Here is an 18,517-nt window from a genome sequence, read left to right as displayed (position 1 = left end):
TGTTTTTGAGTTTGGGGTTGAGGAGGTCGGTATTGATTCTGACTCCTAGCTTGCCAGACATACGCGCGCGTAAAGTTGGGTAAATGGGCGAGTGGTTAAATGTGCAGGGTGAGCGGTTATGTAGGGGAATAAGCGGTTGAGTAAGGTCTGAACAACGCGGAAATATGTGATTGAGATCTCAAGTTTTTTTGCTCTGAGATTTTGCTGAAGATTTTCGCTACCTACGGAGCCGGAAAGGCGCGCATTTAAGCAGAATGGGCACAAAAGTTCAGTCTGCGCATCGGGGAAAAGGCGTGGTAGAGTTTGGCTGGAACATCGCCTGCGAGTCGGAAAAACGTGATTTAAATCACTTTGTTAGCCTAAGTAAAACCTGCACATCCGTCTACGCTTTATGCCAGTCCTACATTACGGAGAAGAACATGACTACGGTAAACCTCGCGCTCAATGACGCTTATGAGCTGGCCTTTGAGGTGTTGTACTCGAACGGATTTTCAAAACCACACGCCGATGCGATTGCGCGCAACGTCACGGCAGGGGAGCGTGACGGCTGTGCGTCACACGGCCTGTGGCGGCTGCTGGTGAAGTTCGTAACCTGGCGCAGCGCAGTGCTCAAGCGGCGCGTGAAATTAAGAGCCTGATTGAAGACTCGGTAAACCGTGTTGACCAGGGTTCTACGCTGGTGGAAAGCGCTGGTGAAACGATGGATGAGATTGTGAATGCCGTTACCCGCGTGACCGATATTATGGGCGAAATTGCGTCAGCGTCTGACGAGCAAAGCCGTGGTATTGATCAGGTCGGGCTGGCGGTTGCTGAGATGGACCGTGTCACGCAGCAGAACGCCTCGTTGGTGGAGGAGTCTGCGGCAGCAGCGGTTGCGCTGGAAGAACAGGCCAACCATCTGACACAAGCCGTAGCCGTGTTCCGTATTCAGCAGAACCAGGCGAATGCCGCGCGTGAAAAATCCAGTGTGACGGCTCCCGCCGCCAATGCGCAGCGCAAACCGGTGACGATTGAAAACGGGGAAAACTGGGAAACTTTCTAACTCCTCCGCGTCTTTTCCGGGCGCGTTAACGAAGCATCAGGCGCATGGCGCAGCGTGATTCATACGCTAACCCGTGCGCGGTTTCAGCTTCTCTTTTCTGCCGTAGCGCCTGCGAAAGCGACGCTTCTGGCAGAATTTCAAACCCCATTCGCGCATACCACGGCGCATTCCACGCCACGTCGCAAAACGTTGTCAGCGACAGCGAGCTAAACCCCCGTTCTCTTGCCTGTTCAATCACATAAGCCAGTAACTGGCGGCCCAGCCCCTGGCCTTGCCACGCCGTATGCAGTGAAATCTCAGCAATAAATAGTGAGTCGTCGAGAGCTTCCGCCAGCACAAAACCCACCGGCAGGGCGTCAGCCAAAGCCAGCCAGCTCATCGCATTGGCGGTGTAGCGCTGGTGCTCGGCAACGGAAATCACCGGAGCGTCGGCAATCCACGCCAGCTCTGCAAGCTGGCGAAAGCGCTGCCCGGCGGCGCGTTCAATGGCGGGGAGTTTGGCGGTATCAGCCGCAGTTGTGGCGCGAAAAGTAAACGTCATGAGAACCTGCATAAAAAGCGCCTGGCGGCGTGGAACCTACCAGGCGCGAGGGAGAATTAACCTTCAGAAGCCACGACTTTAATCTCCACCATGCCAATGCCCAGCTTACGCGGCGAGTGGCCGAGAATATTCCCTTCGTTGGTGAACTGTGGGTCTGGTGGCTCGATGATCAGCGTACTGGCATTCGATGGGTTCTCAAAATGCAGCGTGGTTGTGGTGATGTCATGGCCGAGCACCAGCGTCTGCTCGTGATTGCCTACGCGGACGGGAATCGGTTTATCGGCGTTCGGGCCGAAGGCTTTCGCGGTAATCACCAGATCAAATTGCTTCGGCAGCGGGTGCTGATACTCAATTTTCACCGCTTTGCCCAACTGCGCGTTAGACCAGCGCCCCCAGGATTCTGGGCGTGAAATGCCGCTGAAGCTTTTTACCTCTTCCGGCGCGCCCGCCACGTTGAAGATAAAGCTGTCGGCTTTATAGCGAATATCGTTATCCACGGTTTTCAGCGAATCCACGTTGCCTTTGTAGCGCAGCATGTCGATAACCGTGTCTTTAAAGGCGGTTTTGCCGTTCCATTGCGTTTTATCAACGTGCTGTACGCGCTGTTCGCCACCCAACTGCCCTTGTGAGACGCACCAGTCGGTCAAGAGCGCCAAATGGAGCGCCCACTGCCGTGCCATCTTGTAGCAACGGTCAATCCAGACGAAGTTGTCTCGTGGGGCAAAATCCGCCAGTTGATAGCGCAGCGGCGCGGAGTATTCGCTTTCCGGCAGCGGTTCTACACGGTTGTCGGACACGCGCAACAGCAGCGGCAGACGGAAGTGGCTGCCGGAGAACGAAATCATGTTTTTCTGCGTATCAATCGAAAAGTTTTTGATCTCTTTCGGGAAGTTCCACAGCCGAATTACGTCTGGCTTCCATGCCAGCACTTTCTCTTTCATGTTAAGGAACACTTCAGACAGCGACTCGCCGGAAAGGCTGCTGCGGCCCAGGCCGATATAGTTATCACCGCCGAGCAAATCCAGCACCGTCGCACCGTTATCCATCGTGTTACGTTTCACTGCCAGCGTATCTTGCTCGTCCGGCTTATCGCCGCGCAGCACGAAGAACAGGTTGCTGCGGTCTTGCTTGTTCAGCTCATCCCAGGCGGTGTTTTTCATCGCCAGGTGGTCTGATGAAACCACGATAATGGTGTTTTTAAACCACGGCGATGCTTTGATTTTATTGATAAATTCAGCAATGTTTTCCTGGCTGCACGCCACCGCGCTAAATGACTGGTTGGCTTTACCGTTGATGTCGTAGCGTTTGCGGTTACAGCTGCGGGAAATAAAACCATCCGGGTGATGGGTATCCACGGTTAAGGTGAACAGCGAGAAACGTTTCCCTTCGCGTGAGAGGGCTTCAAATTTTTTCCATGCTTCGTCCAGCACGGTGTCGTCGTAGTAGCCCCAATCGTTTTTGTAGTTAGGGTCAGCAACGGTGGTTTTAAGTTCTTCCGCGCCGTACAGATAGTCGAAGCCGTGGGATTTCAGGAACACGTCTTTACCGGCAAAACGCAGGTTCGCGCCCTGTACGAAATAGTTTTCGTAGCCGGAGTTTTTCAGGATATCGCCAAGACAGATATTTTGCGGGAAGAAGCTCGACAGTGACGCAGACGCGTTACCCTCAAACGGCGCGAACAGAGGAATACCGCACTGTGACGCGACCATTCCCGCGATGGTGTAGTCGGTTCCCGGTAGCTGCATGGTGTGGCTAAAGTCGAGACTCTGGTTTTTCAGCGCGCCTAATTCAGGGGTTAACTCCGGGAATGCCTGGTCGTTAAAATAGGTGCGCTCAAGGCTTTCACCGTAGATATAAACGAGGTTCAGCTTCGGTTTGGGAATCGTCTTTGACGGCTCTTTATAATAGTCCGCAAAGTCAGGATCGCCGTCGCGAGATTGCGATTTTACCAGCTCGCTAATCTGGCGGAACGCTGGGCTGGCATCGACAGAACCGACGGCCAGCACCAGCGCCAGCAGGCTATAGCCAAAATGATGAGGGTGATGGCGGCGGCGACGTAAAAGCCAGCCCAGCGCGCCAAAAACACCAACCAAAGCGGCAATAAGCCCCAGTCCTGGCAGAATATATTTGCTGACGCCAGCGCCGGTCAGGCTGTTGGTGAGGGTGTAGAGAACCGCATCATTGATGCCATCACCAGTGAAGTAGTCACTGGCGTACAGGGTAATATTCAGGACCACAAACAGGCCCAGTACGGTTAGGGTGGCGGCAAACCACCAGGTATTACGCCCTGCTTTCCAGGCATAAATCGCAATGGAAGCCAGAAAAAGTGCGATGGATAACAACTCTGACACTACACGTCCTCAACAGCGCCAGGTTTTCTGGCTACACAGAAATTAACATCACAATGTAATTGTGCTGTCACCTGTCTGCAATTCTATCGTGATGAAAGTGTGTTGTTACTCAGAATTGGTTTAGAAATAAGCATGTTTCTGGTAGGGAACTGCTGCGAACAGGGGGATTTAAGCACCTATTCGCAGCAAAAATAGGATCAGGAAAGGAAGCTAGCGCCCTGTTTTAAAACCAGATCACAGGCTTTGGTTTTCACTTTTTTGCCAAGCTCAGTGTTACCCAGAGCATCGAGGTCAATCTGTTTGCCATTTTTGGCATTCAGCAGACCCTGAATACCTTCCATATAGCCGGTATCCTGTTTTTGCTCTGCCTGAGTGTTGAGGCCCAGTTTATCCAGCACCTGATTTTTCAGATTATCGGCGTTGGTCACAGAAGTCAGTTTCTGCTGTGCGCAGTACTGCATAATCCCGGCGGCGTTGTTCATGCTACCAGCGCTCAGCGACTGGTTGCCGCCGTTGAGCAGGCTGGTCAGTGAAGCAAGAGATGTCCCGCCGCTCTGCGAGGTGCTGCCGCCGCCAAGCTGGCTTGCGGCGCTGCTAAGATCTTGTAACGATACCGCGCTCGCTGCGGTAGAAACAAAAGCGCTGGCGAGAATTACGCGGCACAACATCGATTTTACTGATTTCATGGGATGTACTCATATGTGCTATTAAAAGTCATCGCGTGAGTATACGCCTGTCATTCGTCAGATTTATCTCAATACTCTTTGCCTGTTACACGGCTGCGATAACTTTCCCAGTTGAAGATAACCCACAGGCTATTGCCAAGACGCATACGATCCATCACGCGCTCGCCTAACAGCTTGTTCATCTCGTCCAGATTGCTGTTGGTGAGCATCCCCGTTGGGCGCTTCGATGATGAGCGACGATCGACAATTTGGTTGATGATCACTTTTTCATAGCGGGATTCGGTCTGCATCCCAATTTCATCAATCACCAGCAAATCCACATTACTGAGGTCGCTCAGCAGTTGTTCTTCGCTGGTTTCGCGGTTGCTGAAAGTCTCTTTCATGGCCGACATAATGTCGGCAACGGTGATAATCAGCACCGATTTACCGCGCAGCAGCAGTTCATTACAGATGGCTGCGGCGAGGTGATTTTTACCCGTGCCGGGCTTGCCGGAGAAAATAAAGCTGGCGATGTTGCCGTCGAACTCATCAACATACTGCCGGGCTTTCGCCAGGGCGTTCATCTGGCCTTCGTTTTCAACTCGATAGTTATCGAACGAGCAGTTTTGATGCAGCGGACGAATACCTGAACGGTTAAACGTGCGCTGCATTTTCATCGCCCGGTTTTCTCGTGCCAGTGCGGCTGCGCGCAGCTCGCCCTGTTCCTTCTGCCAGGCTAAGAGCTCTTCACCTGTTTTAAAAGCGGGTTCAATATGCGCCGGCATCATCTTTTGCAGGCGCTTCATTAATTCGCCAACGTCTTTCATGCTCAACCTCTGAAACCGGGTGGAATATGGCTGTCAGGCTCGCTGACCGCGTTGATGTCGCGCCGCATTGGGCCGTTATTATTTGCCCGGCTCATCTGCACACTGCGCGCTAGTTTTTGCTGCCATTGTACGTGATGGAATACTTTTCCTTCCGCCTGCCAGTAAGCGACGAATGAGGCCAACTCTTCTGGAGTAACCGGCTCGCTCAGCGCAATTCCCCACAGTGCGGAAAGGCGCAAAAATTCTGCATCGGGCTGCCAGCCCGCGTACATGGCAAATTTTCCCATCGGAACGGCAACCGGCGCGGCGGTGGGCTCCTCAAAAAACTGGGCATCCAGTGCCACGTCGCTGCCTGGACGGGATAGCTTTTCTTCCAGTGCCAGCAGCTGCGCCAGCCGTTCCTGCGTAATGGCATAGAACGCAGGCGTATTATTGGCAAACACCGCGACTGCGCCGCCTTGAGTCTGCGCAAGAATAGCAACGGGATCGGCAACGAAGGCGTCAATACCAATCACATTGGGCGTTAAAATACGAGAAGACATAACACTATCTCAATACTGAAAAAATAACGGGAAGGGTGCGGGAAATCCGCAGTAATACTGCACATAGTAGCACAAGCTTCAGGATGGGCGGCACTCTCCTGTACCGCCCCCAGCGTTACACCCGTGGGCGCTTGCGATATAGCCACAGGCCGGGGATCGACAGGCCAATGGACAGCGCGCCAACAATAGACGACGCTTTCAGGAAGTTGCTTAATAAGGTGATCATCATCTCTTCGGAATAGCCAAAATGGCTGATTTTGACCGCCGAGATCATCGCCGTATAGGCTGAAATGCCGGGGAACATGGGGATGACCGCCGCCACGGTAAAAATCTTAGGATGCGCCAAATACCAGCGCGACCATTCAATGCCAATGCTGCCAACCAGTAGTGCCGCCAAAAAGGTGGCCCATTCGATGTTAAAACCCGCGCTCATCATGCCAAAACGCGAAGCATGGCCGATAGCACCCAGCAAAGCACACCAGGACAGCGCACGCTGCGGGACGTTGAATACCATCGCAAAGCCCACGGCAGGGATAGCCGACAGCAACATATCTTGTATCAGCAGCAGGATAAAATCGATTATGCCCATCCGCGTAACCCCCATATCGTCATGGCCATTACCACGCCAATGCAGGTCGCCAGCGTCAGTAGACTGGCGATGGCCCAGCGCGCCAGGCCGGTGTTGATATGCCCTTTGAACATATCCGCCACGGCGTTAATCAGCGGAAAACCAGGCACCAGTAGCAGGACGCTCGCTGCCATAGAAACCGTGGATGTTTGATGAAATACAGGCAGATTGAGCATCAGCCCGGAAACGGTGGTGGCGACGAATGCGGTGAGGCAGAAATTAATCTGCGGGTGCATGGAGCGATGCGTCAACACCTGGCGAATGTACATCGCGATAGTGCTGGCGCAGAAGGTAATAAACGCGCCGTCCCAGCCGCCATTATTCAATTTGCAAAAACAGGCGCACGACAGCCCAACCATCAGCACCACCTGCCAGCGCGGGTAGCGCAGCGGCTTTATTTGCGTAAAGCGTTTGCCGACGTCTTTGTAGTCCAGCAGTTTGTGCTCGGCCATGATAACGATGTGCTGCACTTCGGTGACCACGTGCATGTTGATCCCACGATCGCTGTTTTTGCGCGTGGAAGTGAGGCACACCCCGTCTTTAATCGTTGAGAGCACGATGGCGTTGGATGAAATGGCGCTTTCGACGCTATCCATCCCTAACGCACGCCCCAGCCGCGTTGACAGTTCCTCGACTAACGCGCTTTCAGCTCCATGCTGCAAAAGAAATAGCCCGCACTGGATACAAAGGCGGGTAACGATACGTTGTTCCGATTGATCTGCTTCCATAACAGTCCCGCTATCAAAAACGCCTGTTCCATCATCTACTTGTACCTGAATAACGCGGAGCGCTTATCCAGACAGGATCAAACTATGTGCAAAAAATCGGCGGTGGAACGGCGTTACGCCTAAGAGTTGATGCTGCCCACACTTTTATAAAACTGTTGGAAAGTGCAATTTTTGAACGGATTCTGGCCTTCTTTTTCGTTGCTGAGTTATCAAAAATGCATCGTGAAACTTTATTAATACATAAATTAAACAAATAATTAACCATGATGTGAGGTCACCCTATGAACACGCAAGTCGCCATTATCGGTGCTGGGCCTTCTGGGCTATTGCTGGGGCAGTTGTTGCACAACGCTGGCATTAAGACCGTCATTCTTGAGCGGCAAACGCCAGAGTACGTGCTGGGGCGAATTCGCGCGGGCATTTTGGAAAACGGTACGGTTGAGCTGCTGCGTGAGGCTGGGGTTTCCCGCCGAATGGATGCCGAAGGCTTGGTACATCATGGCGTTGAATTTCTGTTTGCCGGGCAACGTATTCCAGTGCCGTTGAGCGAACTGACTCGCGGTAAAAGCGTGATGGTGTACGGGCAAACGGAAGTCACGCGTGATTTGATGGAAGCCCGCGAGGCCTGCGGCGCGCCGATTATTTATGGCGTGGAGCAGGTGGCATTGCATGATCTGAAAAGTGATAAGCCGTATGTCACCTTTGTGAAAAACGGTGAGGTGTGCCGACTGACGTGTGATTTCGTGGCGGGTTGTGATGGTTTTCATGGCGTGTCGCGCCAGAGTATTCCACGAGATACGCTGCGCGAATATGAAAGCATCTGGCCATTTGGCTGGCTGGGGTTGCTGTCAGATACGCCGCCGGTTAACCCTGAGCTGATTTACGCGCACCATGAACGCGGGTTTGTGCTGTGTAGTCAGCGCTCACTAACAAGAAGCCGCTACTATTTGCAGGTTCCGCTGACGGAGCACGTTGAACAATGGTCGGACGAACGCTTCTGGGGCGAGCTAAAGCGCCGCTTGCCCGCTGAATTAAGCCAAAAGTTAGTGACTGGTCACTCACTTGAAAAGAGCATCGCACCATTGCGCAGTTATGTGGTGGAACCGATGCAATATGGCCGAATGTTTCTCGTCGGCGATGCCGCACATATCGTGCCGCCGACGGGGGCAAAAGGGCTGAATTTGGCGGTGTCGGATGTGAACTATCTGTGGCGAATTTTGCGGCAATATTACCACCAAGGGCGCGCCGATTTGCTCAGCCGCTACTCGCAGTTGGCGCTGAACCGGGTATGGAAAGGTGAACGCTTTAGCTGGTTTATGACGCATCTTCTGCATGATTTTCAGGACAAAAATGCCTTCGACAAAAAAATGCAGGAAGCAGATCGCCAATATTATTTAGGCTCCCGCGCGGGGCTAACAACCATTGCTGAGAACTATGTGGGGCTACCTTATGACACGGTGGAATAACGCATGAGACGCGTGACTGCGCCGGATGTGGTGCCAGTATTTAAACTGTATGGCGAGCATCACGACTGGCCGACGCCGGATTTACTGCACTGTGAATCGATTCATCAGCGCAGCAGTTTGTATGAATGGCATATCCGGGTGCACCAACATGCTGAGCTTGTGCAACTGCTGTATCTGCACAAAGGGCAGGCTTCTATTGAGATTGAAGGCGAGCGACGGGTCGTTCGCGAAGCCTGTATCCAGATTGTGCCGTCGCTATGCGCCCACGGGTTTCGCTTTTTGCCGGGGACTCAAGGTTATGTATTATCGCTGGCGCTGCCTTTACTTAGCCGCCTGGAAGCGCAGTTTGGACGCCCGCTGGATAGTCTTGCCCAGCCAAACTGTGTGGCGGTAAAGCATTCAAGCCGGCATATCAACACGCTGTTTGCCGCCCTGCTTGATGAATACACGCAGGACAATGATGCGCGCGAGATGATGCTGTATTCACTTCTGGGAGCATTGCTGGTGTGGTTAAACCGGCAGGGTGTGCCGCCAAAAGTGTTGAAGGACAAAAGCGCGCGTAAACGCGGGGTATTGCGCCAGTTTGCGCGCCTGATTGAGAGCCACTATTGCGAGCATTTATCGCTTGCCGAGTACGCGCAAAAGCTGGGGGTATCTACAACGCATTTGAACTGTTTATGCCGGGAATTTCATGGCGCTAGCGCGTTAGGTGTGCTGCATCAACGCCTGCTGCTTGAGGCTAAACGAAGCTTGCAGTACACCAGCATGACGGTCACTCAGGTATCCGAGTATTTGGGTTTTAGCGATGTGACCTACTTTTCCCGTTTCTTCCGTAAGCACGAAGGGGTGACTCCAAAAGAATTCAAATTAAGAATGATACAATAATTAAAATCGGATTAATGAATATTTAATTAGCACTTATGTGACATTTAATATTTTCTAATTAATTCATTGTAAATGACTATGCCATACTATTTTAGTTAATCCTGCCAGTACTTCCGATAAGTAGCGCCATAATTTATTGGTGATGTGATTATAAAATAATGTTGTTGCATTTAAGGGAATGGAAACGGAGTTGTTCATATTCCTATTAATACTTAATAAGGTATTAAATATTTTATTCAGGAAATGAATCTTCGAATGGATACGGAGGTTGTATGTTACCAGAATACTGTAAGTTCGCGGTGATTATCAGCAAAATACCGGTAATGCAGTCTGGGCTTAGCGCCATTATGGGAGCGAATTTCCCTGATTACGAACTTAATTTTTGCCAGTCTTTAGAAGAGCTTACTCTGTTGCAATTGCGTCGTACAGATGTCGTGATTGTTGATTTCTCAGGTGAAGTTCGTCTTCCTCGCGCACTGTGTGAACAATACTACGCGTTGTTATCGCAATATCGGGATATTCATTGGGTATTTATGATTAGCCGGCCATATTATGCGCTGGCTGTCGAGTTTTTAATGCGTCCGGAAAGTACATTGCTTTCTGACTCTGATACCGTAGAACATGTCATTAAAGCTATTCAGCAGAGTGGTGTTAGTACGGAGAATATTAGTCAGGCGCTCATTTCTCAACAGCATAATGATGAGACTGATGATAATGAACGGTTGGTTATGCTGACTCTGTCTGAGCGCAAGGTACTGCGTTTATTAGCGAAAGGCTGGGGCATTAATCAAATTGCGGCATTACTCAAAAAGAGCAATAAGACCATTAGCGCACAGAAAAACAGCGCGATGCGTCGTTTGTCTCTGCGCAGCAACGCGGAAATGTACGCCTGGATCAATAGCAATCAAGGGATGAAGGAACTTAATCTCTACTCAGCTTACGGAGAGCAAGCAGAATGGAAAAGCACGGCAGGAAGCAGTGCGTCGCTATTATAGAACGTTGTATTATGACGGAGGTCGGGCTGCGTAGTTTGTTAACGCATACTGATAATGATGGTTTTACCGTTCACTTTTTTCGCTCAATGAGTGAGTTTGCGTTAGCGCTTCGGCATACCCAGTTTGACGCAGTGATGAGCTGTTTATCAGGGACGCGAGAGCAACGCCTTGAGTGCCTGTTTGCGATGGGCGAAATCGCCAATCGTCACCCGAAAATGATACGTATTATTCTGGCAAACGATAAGGTAGAGGCGTCGTTAATCAAACACCTTTCACCTACCTATATTCACGGCGTATTAAATAAATCCAGCGCCTTGAATAAACTACAACAAAGCATAATAGAGCTTTTCAAAGAGGTTGCGCTGGGGCATGAGTACATCGATGCCTCATCTATTCAGAATGAAAGCCGTTTTCTCAGCCCGACAGAGAACATGATTCTGCGCTATATGACCTATGGTTATTCACTAATGGAGATAGCGCAGCGGCTGGATAGAAACATCAAAACGATTCGTGCACACAAATTCAATGCCATGACAAAACTTGGCGTAAGCTCCGATGTTGATCTACTGAGTGCTGCTGACCTATTGGTTTCGTTGCCTGACCGAAACATTGCCTATACGCACTCTTTGCGTCACTAAGCCTGACTACAGCAGACATCAATCCAGGTTGCGGCGGTAAGGCTGGCCATTCTTTGCGGGGAAATGCGCACCGCGCTATGAGTCGAGCCCGCCGCTGGTAGCACTTCGTCATATTGTTGCAGTGAAACATCACAGTACACGGTTAGTGGATTTTCGAGGCCAAATGGGCAAACACCACCAACTGGGTGGCCGGTTAGTACGACGACTTCATCGCTGCTGAGCATCCGTGCTTTCGCGCCAAATGTCGTTTTTAGTTTTTTATTATCTAAGCGGGCATCGCCTTTAGCGACGACTAAAATAGCCTGATCTTTGATTTTCAACGACAGTGTTTTGGCGATTTGCCCCGGTTCAACGTGGTGAGCGGCAGCAGCCTGTGCGACGGTCGCGGTGCTTTGTTCAAGTTCGATGATGGTAATATCCGGGGCATGTTCGGCAAAGAATTCTTGTACAGACTGTAAGCTCATTGCGCTCTCCTGAAAAATCGGCGAGTCACTCTGTCACAAAGTGGCCTTGCTTGTAAATATTCACCTGACCTTGCAGAGAGTGATGCCATTTTTTGGCAGCGCGGCAAGGTGAAATATTTCGTACGCTTGAGATCCAAGTTGTGCAAAAAATGTTGTATTTCTGGATCTCCTTCACAATCACTGCAACCGGTTACTGTAACCGGTTGCCGTTCATCTCCTGGCGGCTGATACTGCAACAGTGGCTTCCGTTGTCTCCATAATAAGAGCTGTATATGCGCTGTGCCTCCATTAACAATCCGCTATGACGGGTTGTTACCGTATGCCCAGACGTATATCGGCAAAAATTGTCGTTGCTGTGTTTACGTCTAAGGCCTGTCAGGAGGGCTGCTATGTCTGCTAATCACGCTGCATTTAATTTGATATTCCGCTTTGTAGAAAATTATGTAAGTCCCGTTGCAGGAAGAATTTCATCTCAGCGCCACGTCATGGCTATTCGTGACGGTTTTATCTCCGCAATGCCTTTTATGATTGTCGGTTCATTTCTGCTGGTATTAGCTTACCCGCCGTTCTCGCCCGATACAACTTGGGGCTTTGCTCGCGCGTGGTTAGATTTAGCAAAGGAATTTGAGGGCCGAATTCTGACGCCGTTTGATATGACGATGGGCATCATGTCTATTTATATCTGCGCCGCTATCTCCTATAACCTTGGCAAACATTACGAAAAAGCGCTTCAGCTTGATCCTTTTATGTGTTCGATGTTGTCGATCATGGCTTTCCTGCTGGTCGCTGCGCCGAAAACGAACGGTAATCTGCCGGTTGATAGCCTTGGCGGAACCGGTATCTTTACCGCAATTCTGGTGGCGGTGTACTGCGTAGAAATGATGCGTTTTCTGAAAATCCGTAACATCGGGATCCGCCTGCCGGATCAGGTGCCACCGATGATCAAAAACTCTTTTGACCTGTTGATCCCTGTGCTGGTGGTGGTTTTCACGCTGTATCCGCTGAGCCTGTTTATTCAAAGCCAGTTCGATATGCTGATTCCACAGGCCATTATGTCCGTATTTAAACCGCTGGTTTCAGCGGCGGACTCATTGCCTGCCATTCTGCTGGCGGTGCTGATTGGCCACCTGCTGTGGTTTGCCGGTATTCACGGCGCGGCGATTGTTTCCGGGATGCTGCAAATGTTCTGGTTGACCAACCTGGGGCTGAACCAAACCGCGTTGGCACAAGGTGCGCCATTGCCGCATATTTTTATGGAAGCGTTCTGGACATTCTTTATTGTGGTCGGTGGTTCAGGGGCAACAATGGGGCTGGTGATTTGCTATCTGCGTAGCCGCTCCGCGCATTTACGCTCTATTGGTCGTTTGAGCGTAGTCCCTAGCCTGTTCAATATTAACGAACCGGTGATTTTCGGTACGCCAATTGTCATGAACCCGGTGTTCTTTATTCCGTTCCTGTTGGCCCCAATGGTGAACGCCGTGCTGGCATGGGCGGCCATGAAGTTGGATTTGATTGGTCGCGTTATCTCTGTAGTTCCGTGGACAGCACCGGCACCGATTGGCGCGGCGTGGGCACTAGGCTGGGATTTCCGTGCGGCGATTCTGGTCGTGCTGCTGGCGTGCGTTGCGGCGGTTATCTACTATCCGTTCTTCAAAGTGTATGAAAAACAGTTGCTAGCGCAGGAAGAAGAAGAGGCGCAGCGTGCGGCAGAAGAGAGCCAGCAGGTGGCATAATGGGTGATAAATTAGCGGGGTGAATATCCCGCTAATTATTTAAGCGTACAGTCGCCGCACTGCTGAACATCCGGCAGGCGGTAACGCTGGCAGCAGGTACGGCGCACCAGTAAGCCATCGCGGAGTACAACGGTGCGCCACAGCGGGTTATCCTGGCCATCGGCGAGCGTTTTCGTGAAGAAATAACGCTGGCGAAGCTGGTTAATTAGCTCGTCGCCTAACAGTGTTTTCATCTCTCCGAGATACCAGTTAATTAAATAGCCGGTATTGCTCCAGATAAGTTTACCGTTAATATCACCTGTGGCTTCCAGCGCCTGGATAACCGGCATCAATGCTTGGGTGATCAGCTTGTCCAGTCGCTCGGCTACGGGTTTTTGGCTGGCACGCAGGTCATGACGCACGTCTACCCAGAAACATGCCGCTCGCCCGGTTTCATGAAACTCAACTCGAAAATGTTCAGGCGAGAGGGAGATGGCCGACTCTTCTGTCAGCAGGGCTAGCATCAGCGGGGGAACCAGCAGGCCGATATACCACTGTGCCCACAGCGAAATCAGCGGTTTATTTTCCCGTGGCAGCGTGGGTTGGTTGCGGTAGATATGGTCAGAGTACACCGCTAGCAGAGAACGTAATTCCATGGGTTGCGCCCATTCAGCCAGCGTTTTAGCACGCTCCGGTGCGGTTTCATCAAGGCGAAACAGCTCCAGCATATGCGGCCGTAGTTCAGCAATTTTTGCGCGTACCGATTCGGCAAACGTGCTTTCCGTGGTGGGAAGCGGCGTACGCCAGATAAGGTCATCAGCAATCGGAGCGGAGCGGTAAGCCATAGGATTAGCTAGATACAAATCTAAATGATAATGATTGGCAATCCTAGCTATAGATAAAAGCGAGCGCAAGAGGTTTGTCTCTTGAGCCCGTTTTTTGTGACCTTATACGGTGGCAACTTCATCACTGGTAAGAATGTGATTACGCCCCTTGTTTTTGGCCTCATAAAGCGCTTTATCCGCATTTTCCATGGCGGAATCGATGTTGTTATCCTGAAGCGGAGCCACACCGATGCTGACGGTAACGTGGGTTGCGACCTTGGCATTGAACATATGTGGGATTTTTAAATCGTAGACCTGTAGGCGAATACGTTCGGCAATTTGCATGGCGGTTGGCATATCACAGTGCGGCAGAACCACGACAAATTCTTCGCCGCCAAAGCGGGTCACAATATCACGCGAGCGCACTGCATTGCGGATAGCGGCAGAGACACGTATCAGCGCCTGGTCACCCATCATGTGACCATAATGGTCGTTGTAGGCCTTGAAGTGGTCAATATCTAATAGCAAAACGGAATGATGGCCTGGCCCGGTTGATCTTAGTGAGTCCAGGCGGAACTGGAACCCTCGCCGGTTATACAGGCCGGTGAGGGGGTCAAGCATACTTAGCCCGTTTAGCGTCTCTCGTTCTTCGAGCAGCTTATACATCAGCCCCTGAGCGAAATTATCGTTACGTCGCTGAATAACATACTGGATAGCAATACCGATTAACGGCAAAGCAAAACAGTAGGCCATACGCCACCACTGGTCTGTTCCGCTGGTTACCAGGCAAATAATAAACGTAGGCAATGAATGTAATGTAAAGGCGATAATATTATTTGAAAATGCGATCGTACCGACAAATAACACACTGAATAATGCGACTAGCTGGAAGTTGTCATTGGGTGAATCAAGAGTCTGAGTTTTACTTAAAATATGCCAAGCCCACATGCAGCCGAAAACCGCCGAAATTATCGGGACATTCAAACGGATACGTGCATTTCGCCAGTTCCATAGCAACAATACTCCGCTACTTATCGCAATCAGTATTGCGGGCAGAGGGAAAATATTGGTGTCATATATTGGGCTGAAGACAGACAGCACCGATGAAACCAGATTTAAAAACAAAAACAGCCGGAACGTGAGCTGATATTTTTGTGCACGCAGTGTGCGCCAGGATTGTACTGTCATTGTTTGAAGTTGTAGTCAGCCTTAAATAAATAAGTAAGTGCATCAAAAGCAAGAATAATGCATGAGGTGATACGCACATCTTTTTATATTAGACATAGTATTATTCTGTACAATTTATCACCATACAATATACATGTCATTAATGAATATGAAACCTTAGCTCATGAGCAGACAAATGACAAAAAATGCTATATGATATTGGTAATCATTATCATTTAAAGGGGCGAAATCATGTTGCGGAGAACGTTGGGCAGTGGTTGGGGGGTTCTGATTCCTGGCCTGACCATTGCGATACTGAGCACCATGGGGCTGTCGATGGATGTCTGGCGCGGGGTAATTATGTGCGGGCTGCTGCTGAGCGGTGGAATGATCTGGCATCGTCAATTGCGCCATTTCGTGCTGTTGCCATCATGCATAGCATTGATTGGCGGCATCGTCTTGATAGGTATGAATGTAAAGCTAATGGGATAAATAGAGGAAGGTATATCTCAGAGAGGACGAGGAAACTGGTGCGAGGGGGGGGACTTGAACCCCCACGTCCGTAAGGACACTAACACCTGAAGCTAGCGCGTCTACCAATTCCGCCACCTTCGCACAGAAATCTCGTTACTTTATATCGCCTCGTTGGTGCGAGGGGGGGGACTTGAACCCCCACGTCCGAAAGGACACTAACACCTGAAGCTAGCGCGTCTACCAATTCCGCCACCTTCGCACAGTGCGAGCGATATAACGTGGTTTATGGTGCGAGGGGGGGGACTTGAACCCCCACGTCCGTAAGGACACTAACACCTGAAGCTAGCGCGTCTACCAATTCCGCCACCTTCGCATACCATCGATACTTAAAAAGTATCGTTACCACGGAGGCGCATTCTAGTGGTTTTACGCTTGGCGTCAATAGTTAATTGTAGAACTCTGCGCGAATGCTGAAAAAAAAGGCGTTTATCTGGCTTTGGGCATTTTATACAGGCCGGATAAGTGATAGCGCTACCCGGCACTGCGAGCGCTAATGCCGGATGACGGCGTAACCGACTTATCCGGCCTGCATCCTTTAGGCTTTTTTCGCCTGGCGGGTCATTACGGTGCGATACACTTTAAAACGTCCGGTTTGGGCGATCACTTCGTGGAAGCCGAAGGTTTCATCCAACACTGCCGGATACGGCAGGAAGGCGTTAGCCACAATACGCAGTTCACCGCCGCTGTTCAGGTGGCGAACCGCCCCGCGAATCAGTGTTTGCGCCGCGTCCAGGCTGGTCTGAAGACCATCGTGGAATGGCGGGTTAGAGATAATCATGTCGAAACGACCGGTCACCTCAGAGAACACGTTACTCGCCAGCACTTCGCCTTCAATGCCGTTGGTGGCAAGCGTTGCGCGGCTAGCTTCTACCGCAGCTGCGCTAACATCGCTCAGCGTCAGGCGGACTTTAGGTGAATGGCTGGCAAGCGTTGCTGCTAAGACACCCGCGCCGCAGCCGACATCCAGCACTTTACCTTTGGTGTGCGGGGTCAGGGTGGAGAGCAGTAGTTGGCTCCCCACGTCCAGGCCGTCACGGCTGAAGACGCCCGGCAGCGTTTTGATAGTCAGATTGCCCTGCTGATATTCACCCCAGAATGCATCGGCATCAAAGGTCGGCTGTTTTTCCAGACGCCCATGATATAGCCCGCAGCGGCGAGCGCTGTCCACTTTATTCAGCGGTGCGAGTTCCGCCAGCATCTGCTCTGCGCTACGCACGCCGCTACGGTTTTCGCCAACGACGAAAATATCCGTACCGACTGGCAGCAAAGAGAGAATGTTCATCAGTTGGAACTGAGCTTCTGGTTTGTTTTTCGGCCAGTAGTAAACCAGTGTGTCGCAATCGGCAACGTCTTCTGCCTGAGCAACCAGGCTAAAGCGGACGTTATCACCCATCTGGCGGTTGAGCATTTGCCAGTGGTGGAGTTGCTGGGTATGCGCGCGGCTTGCGGCAGTTTCCAGGCGGGCGGGCAGGTCATCCTGCAAATCGCCGGCGAACAGAATACGGCTTTGTTCGAAATCGTCACTGTGGCGCAGCAAGACTTCACTTGCCGGAGTAAAAGCAGACATGAATCGTTCCTCAATAAACTTAGGCGGGGATTATAGTGTGTAATTGGCGCAGTTTCGATGAATTTGCTATATTTGCGCCCTTGATAGACAGGAGCGTTTCACATGACATCCCGGCGAGACTGGCAATTACAACAGTTGGGTATCACTCAGTGGTCACTGCGCCGCCCTGGGGCGTTGCAAGGTGAGATTGCTATTACGCTCCCGCAGCACATTCGTTTAGTGATGGTTGGCGAAGCTCTGCCCGCACTGACGGAGCCGCTTATTGGCGATATTCTTCGTGCGCTGCGCCTAACGCCTGATCAGGTATTGCCGCTGTCACCAGACCGAGTGGCGATGCTGCCGCAGGGTAGCCGCTGCCATTGCTGGCGCCTCGGCAATGATACGCCGTTGACGCTGGAAGGGGCGGTGATTTCAACACCGCCATTTAATGAACTGCAAGCCAGCGCGCCAGCGCGCGCCGCGCTTTGGCAACAAATTTGCGCCCATGAACACGATTTCTACCCTCAGCACGACTGATTTGCCCCGCGCTTTTGCTATTGAAACGCGCGCTCATGCGTTTCCCTGGAGTGAAAAAACCTTCGCCAGCAATCAGGGCGAACGCTATCTGAATTTGCAGATGTCGGTTGATGGCGAGATGGCGGCATTTGCTATCACGCAGATAGTGCTGGATGAAGCGACGCTGTTCAATATCGCGGTTGACCCGGACTATCAGCGCCGTGGTTTGGGGCGCGAGCTGCTTGAACATCTCATCGATACGTTAGAAGCGCGTGGTGTGCTGACGTTATGGCTGGAAGTGCGCGCGTCGAACCACGCGGCTATCGCTCTGTACGAGAGCTTAGGTTTTAATGAGGCGACGATTCGTCGCAACTATTATCCCACGGCAGAAGGCCGCGAGGATGCCATTATTATGGCGCTGCCCATCAGTATGTAAGACAAGGTGA

Annotated in this window: 20 protein-coding genes, 3 tRNA genes and 2 pseudogenes; 11 read left to right on the top strand and 14 right to left on the bottom strand. The window is 51.3% G+C overall.

The genetic code is table 11. The annotated features are described in order from the left end of the window. Positions 1 to 419: 419 nt before the first annotated feature. Positions 420 to 578: pseudogene (locus AC6I4B_RS20215) on the top strand (oxidoreductase); the annotation flags it as partial. Then, a pseudogene (locus AC6I4B_RS20210) lies at positions 575 to 1,042 on the top strand (methyl-accepting chemotaxis protein); the annotation flags it as partial. The pseudogenes AC6I4B_RS20215 and AC6I4B_RS20210, both read left to right, overlap by 4 nt. 25 nt (positions 1,043 to 1,067) lie before the next feature. Here AC6I4B_RS20210 and AC6I4B_RS20205 read toward each other — a convergent pair. From AC6I4B_RS20205 to AC6I4B_RS20175, 7 genes are all read right to left on the bottom strand, one after another. Then, on the bottom strand, positions 1,068 to 1,583 hold the full coding sequence (locus tag AC6I4B_RS20205) for a GNAT family N-acetyltransferase (protein WP_497767715.1): 516 nt from the start codon (positions 1,581 to 1,583) through the stop codon (positions 1,068 to 1,070). Positions 1,584 to 1,639: 56 nt separating this feature from the next. Continuing rightward, positions 1,640 to 3,934, bottom strand: a complete 2,295-nt coding sequence (gene opgB / locus AC6I4B_RS20200) for a phosphatidylglycerol--membrane-oligosaccharide glycerophosphotransferase (protein WP_497767713.1) — start codon at positions 3,932 to 3,934, stop codon at positions 1,640 to 1,642. Between the two features lie 197 nt (positions 3,935 to 4,131). Then, on the bottom strand, positions 4,132 to 4,620 hold the full coding sequence (locus AC6I4B_RS20195; RefSeq protein WP_497767711.1) for a YjjA family protein: 489 nt from the start codon (positions 4,618 to 4,620) through the stop codon (positions 4,132 to 4,134). Positions 4,621 to 4,688: 68 nt separating this feature from the next. After that, positions 4,689 to 5,426 (bottom strand): replicative helicase loader DnaC, encoded by a 738-nt coding sequence (dnaC, locus tag AC6I4B_RS20190; protein WP_497767709.1) that lies wholly within the window; start codon positions 5,424 to 5,426, stop codon positions 4,689 to 4,691. 2 nt (positions 5,427 to 5,428) lie between these two features. After that, positions 5,429 to 5,968, bottom strand: a complete 540-nt coding sequence (gene dnaT / locus AC6I4B_RS20185; protein ID WP_497767707.1) for a primosomal protein DnaT — start codon at positions 5,966 to 5,968, stop codon at positions 5,429 to 5,431. A gap of 115 nt (positions 5,969 to 6,083) precedes the next feature. Then, entirely contained in the window at positions 6,084 to 6,557 is a 474-nt protein-coding gene (locus tag AC6I4B_RS20180; protein WP_497767706.1) for a threonine/serine exporter, read from the bottom strand. Continuing rightward, positions 6,548 to 7,324 (bottom strand): threonine/serine exporter family protein, encoded by a 777-nt coding sequence (locus AC6I4B_RS20175; RefSeq protein WP_497767705.1) that lies wholly within the window; start codon positions 7,322 to 7,324, stop codon positions 6,548 to 6,550. The genes AC6I4B_RS20180 and AC6I4B_RS20175 overlap by 10 nt, the downstream gene beginning before the upstream one ends. A gap of 86 nt (positions 7,325 to 7,410) precedes the next feature. Here AC6I4B_RS20175 and AC6I4B_RS20170 point away from each other — a divergent pair, with 86 nt between their 5' ends. The 5 genes from AC6I4B_RS20170 (at position 7,411) to bglJ (ending at position 11,308) form a co-directional block, all read left to right on the top strand. Beyond that, positions 7,411 to 7,581, top strand: a complete 171-nt coding sequence (locus AC6I4B_RS20170) for a hypothetical protein (RefSeq protein ID WP_497767703.1) — start codon at positions 7,411 to 7,413, stop codon at positions 7,579 to 7,581. A gap of 24 nt (positions 7,582 to 7,605) precedes the next feature. Then, the gene (gene pobA / locus AC6I4B_RS20165; protein WP_497767702.1) at positions 7,606 to 8,790 is read left to right on the top strand and encodes a 4-hydroxybenzoate 3-monooxygenase; all 1,185 of its coding nucleotides are present in this window, start codon (positions 7,606 to 7,608) and stop codon (positions 8,788 to 8,790) included. Between the two features lie 3 nt (positions 8,791 to 8,793). Beyond that, positions 8,794 to 9,675 carry a helix-turn-helix domain-containing protein gene (locus AC6I4B_RS20160; RefSeq protein WP_497767700.1) on the top strand — a complete coding sequence of 294 codons (882 nt, stop codon included), beginning with the start codon at positions 8,794 to 8,796 and terminating at the stop codon, positions 9,673 to 9,675. Positions 9,676 to 9,947: 272 nt separating this feature from the next. Further along, positions 9,948 to 10,670 (top strand): helix-turn-helix transcriptional regulator, encoded by a 723-nt coding sequence (locus tag AC6I4B_RS20155; RefSeq protein WP_497767699.1) that lies wholly within the window; start codon positions 9,948 to 9,950, stop codon positions 10,668 to 10,670. Next, positions 10,631 to 11,308, top strand: coding sequence for a DNA-binding transcriptional activator BglJ (bglJ, locus tag AC6I4B_RS20150; RefSeq protein WP_497767697.1), 678 nt, complete (start codon positions 10,631 to 10,633; stop codon positions 11,306 to 11,308). Before AC6I4B_RS20155 ends, bglJ begins: the two co-directional genes overlap by 40 nt. Here bglJ and AC6I4B_RS20145 read toward each other — a convergent pair. Beyond that, positions 11,305 to 11,772 (bottom strand): YbaK/EbsC family protein, encoded by a 468-nt coding sequence (locus tag AC6I4B_RS20145; RefSeq protein ID WP_497767696.1) that lies wholly within the window; start codon positions 11,770 to 11,772, stop codon positions 11,305 to 11,307. The two genes, bglJ and AC6I4B_RS20145, sit on opposite strands and share 4 nt — an antisense overlap. A 389-nt stretch (positions 11,773 to 12,161) precedes the next feature. Between AC6I4B_RS20145 and AC6I4B_RS20140 the strand changes: the two genes are divergently transcribed. After that, on the top strand, positions 12,162 to 13,505 hold the full coding sequence (locus AC6I4B_RS20140) for a PTS sugar transporter subunit IIC (RefSeq protein ID WP_497767695.1): 1,344 nt from the start codon (positions 12,162 to 12,164) through the stop codon (positions 13,503 to 13,505). 35 nt (positions 13,506 to 13,540) lie between these two features. Here AC6I4B_RS20140 and fhuF read toward each other — a convergent pair whose 3' ends face one another. Together fhuF and AC6I4B_RS20130 are read right to left on the bottom strand one after the other, a co-directional pair. Beyond that, on the bottom strand, positions 13,541 to 14,329 hold the full coding sequence (gene fhuF / locus AC6I4B_RS20135) for a siderophore-iron reductase FhuF (protein WP_497767693.1): 789 nt from the start codon (positions 14,327 to 14,329) through the stop codon (positions 13,541 to 13,543). A gap of 102 nt (positions 14,330 to 14,431) precedes the next feature. Continuing rightward, on the bottom strand, positions 14,432 to 15,496 hold the full coding sequence (locus AC6I4B_RS20130; protein ID WP_497767692.1) for a GGDEF domain-containing protein: 1,065 nt from the start codon (positions 15,494 to 15,496) through the stop codon (positions 14,432 to 14,434). 231 nt (positions 15,497 to 15,727) lie between these two features. On the opposite strand from AC6I4B_RS20130, the gene AC6I4B_RS20125 reads away from it, so the two are divergent. Next, a complete protein-coding gene (locus AC6I4B_RS20125; protein ID WP_497767690.1) occupies positions 15,728 to 15,967 on the top strand; it encodes a DUF1435 domain-containing protein in 240 nt (79 codons plus the stop codon). A 36-nt stretch (positions 15,968 to 16,003) separates the two neighbouring features. Here the strand turns inward: AC6I4B_RS20125 and AC6I4B_RS20120 are convergent. From AC6I4B_RS20120 to rsmC, 4 genes are all read right to left on the bottom strand, one after another. Then, positions 16,004 to 16,090: transfer RNA gene (locus AC6I4B_RS20120), tRNA-Leu, on the bottom strand. 31 nt (positions 16,091 to 16,121) lie between these two features. Beyond that, a tRNA-Leu gene (locus tag AC6I4B_RS20115) sits at positions 16,122 to 16,208 on the bottom strand. A 27-nt stretch (positions 16,209 to 16,235) separates the two neighbouring features. After that, positions 16,236 to 16,322: transfer RNA gene (locus AC6I4B_RS20110), tRNA-Leu, on the bottom strand. 222 nt (positions 16,323 to 16,544) lie between these two features. After that, positions 16,545 to 17,576: a 16S rRNA (guanine(1207)-N(2))-methyltransferase RsmC gene (rsmC, locus tag AC6I4B_RS20105; protein WP_497767689.1), complete on the bottom strand. Its 1,032-nt coding sequence runs from the start codon at positions 17,574 to 17,576 to the stop codon at positions 16,545 to 16,547. Positions 17,577 to 17,678: 102 nt separating this feature from the next. Between rsmC and AC6I4B_RS20100 the strand changes: the two genes are divergently transcribed. Together AC6I4B_RS20100 and rimI are read left to right on the top strand one after the other, a co-directional pair. Further along, positions 17,679 to 18,092, top strand: a complete 414-nt coding sequence (locus AC6I4B_RS20100; protein WP_497767687.1) for a DNA polymerase III subunit psi — start codon at positions 17,679 to 17,681, stop codon at positions 18,090 to 18,092. Beyond that, positions 18,061 to 18,507: a ribosomal protein S18-alanine N-acetyltransferase gene (gene rimI / locus AC6I4B_RS20095; RefSeq protein WP_497767686.1), complete on the top strand. Its 447-nt coding sequence runs from the start codon at positions 18,061 to 18,063 to the stop codon at positions 18,505 to 18,507. The genes AC6I4B_RS20100 and rimI overlap by 32 nt, the downstream gene beginning before the upstream one ends. The last annotated feature ends 10 nt before the right edge of the window (positions 18,508 to 18,517 follow it).

This window comes from Kluyvera fluvialis (assembly GCF_059725275.1).
Note: the sequence above shows the minus strand (reverse complement) of the source record. Positions and strands in the feature narration are given on the sequence as shown.